At 70.2% G+C, this 2,041-nt stretch carries 2 protein-coding genes; both read left to right on the top strand.

The genetic code is table 11. The annotated features are described in order from the left end of the window. Positions 1-145 precede the first annotated feature (145 nt). Positions 146-913: a hypothetical protein gene (locus LLG88_14405; GenBank protein MCE5248101.1), complete on the top strand. Its 768-nt coding sequence runs from the start codon at positions 146-148 to the stop codon at positions 911-913. A gap of 231 nt (positions 914-1,144) precedes the next feature. Beyond that, positions 1,145-2,041, top strand: an 897-nt coding sequence (locus tag LLG88_14400; GenBank protein ID MCE5248100.1) for a CoA-binding protein, incomplete at its 3' end; no start/stop codon positions are given.

The raw sequence follows: 2,041 nt of genomic DNA, 5'->3' as shown, positions 1-2,041 counted from the left end.
TTCTCTCCTCCATCGAGACGTAGCTGAATGCGCCGTGCTGCCCGCGATTCTCTCCCCGCATCGCCGCTCTCCTTCGTGCTCACGCATATCACGAAGCGAGACCGTTGCGTGCGATTCCGCGAACAGTTTTTCAGCAGCGTCCTACGTGACGAACTGGCGCGCCCATGGAAACCCGTTCTTCCCCGTGCGAGGCGACGGCGCGGTCGATGTCGTCTCCGAGAACCGCCCGCGGAGCTTCGAGGGCCGCAACCGCCTCGTCAATCTCGCCGTCTCGCTCGCGGCCGAGACCTCGGAGGCTTGCGCGCTGCTGAACCGGGAGCCGGTCCTCAAGGCGCCGTTCGGGCTTCACCGGAGGGAGCTCTACATCGGCCGCGATTCGGACGCCCGCATGGCGGGGTGGGGACCGCTGTTCTCCGGCGCGCTGCTGTTGGCCGTTCCCTGCTTCGCGGCGTCGTGGCGGCGAGACAGGCGGGGGACGCTGATCGGCGGGTTCGTGGTCGGCGCGATCCTCGTCTGCGTCGTCGCCAACCCTGAGTCTTGGTGGGCTCGGTTCTGTCCGCAGCTCGCCTTGGCGCCGATCGCCGTCGCGGCCGCGTTGTTCGCCTCGCGGCCGAAGGGCGCGGCGCGGGCGCTGGGAATCGCGCTCGTCGCGGCGCTGGCGCTGAACGTCGCGCTCGTGGCGTCGTTTCACGCCTACGCGATGGTCGGCGAGACGAGGGACGTGCGCGCGCAGCTCGCGGCGCTGGCCGCGCGCGGGACGCCGATCGCCGTCGAGTTCGGCGCGTTCCCGTCGAACCGGCGGCGCTTCGACGAATGGGGAATCCGCTGGCGCGAGGTCAAGGCGCAAGGCGAGCTCAAGCCGCCGATCGTGAAGGTCCCATGGTCAACCGCGGTCTTCTCGGAGGGCGAATAGGCGCCGCGCCGAGGGGGAGGCCGCGCGCGCGACGGGAGCGGTTTCCGCGGACAGTTCCCGCGCCCCGGGCCGGCCGCCGGCCGCGGCCGTTCCGGCCCCCTCTTCGGGTTCGGTGCTACGATCGGACGTCCTTTTCCGGGCGCGTTCGGCGCTCCGGGACGGTATTGATTCTCCGCGCGGACGCCGCGGCGACGCTCTCGTCCGGGCGGCGCAAAAGATAGGAGACGATCCATGGCGAACGACGAAGGGGGAAAGAAGTCCGCCCCTGAAGGGGCCCATGATCTGCTTCACGCCCAAGCTCATCCGCTCGACGTGTTCTTCGCGCCGAAGAGCGTGGCCGTGGTCGGGGCGACGGAGGCCGCGAACAGCGTCGGCCGCACGTTGATGTGGAACCTCGTGACCAACCCGTTCGGCGGGACGGTCTACCCGGTCAACCCGAAGCGGCCGAGCGTGCTCGGCGTGAAGGCGTACCCGTCGGTGTCCGAGATCCCCGGCGAATGCGAGCTGGCGGTCATTTCGACCCCCTCGAAGGCCGTCCCCGGCGTGATCCGCGAGTGCGCGCAGAAGGGGGTCAAGGGGGCGATCATCATCAGCGCCGGCTTCAAGGAGCTCGGGGCCGAAGGGCTGGCGCTCGAACAGCAGGTGCTGGCGGAGGCCCGCAAGGGCGGCATCCGGATCGTCGGGCCGAACTGCCTCGGCGTGATGAGCCCGGTCTCCAACTTCAACGCCACGTTCGCCCGCTCGATCGCCCGTCCCGGCCGGCTCGGCTTCATCAGCCAGTCCGGCGCGCTCTGCACGTCGGTGCTCGACTGGGCGCACAAGGAGAACGTCGGCTTCTCCGCCTTCGTCTCGATCGGCTCGATGTCCGACGTCGGCTGGGGCGACCTGATCGACTACCTCGGCCAGGACCCGAAGACCGAGGCGATCCTGATCTACATGGAGTCGGTCGGCGACGCGCGGGCCTTCCTCTCCGCGGCGCGCGAGGTCGCGCTGACCAAGCCGATCATCGTGATCAAGGTCGGGCGCACGGCGGCGGCGGCGAAGGCCGCGGCCTCGCACACCGGCTCGCTCACCGGCAGCGACGACGTCCTCGACGCCGCCTTCCGCCGCTGCGGCGTGCTGCGCGTG

The organism is bacterium (assembly GCA_021372775.1).
GTDB lineage: Bacteria > Acidobacteriota > Polarisedimenticolia > J045 > J045 > JAJFTU01.
The sequence above is the reverse complement of the archived record's forward strand: the minus strand, read 5'-3'. Positions and strand labels throughout refer to the sequence as shown.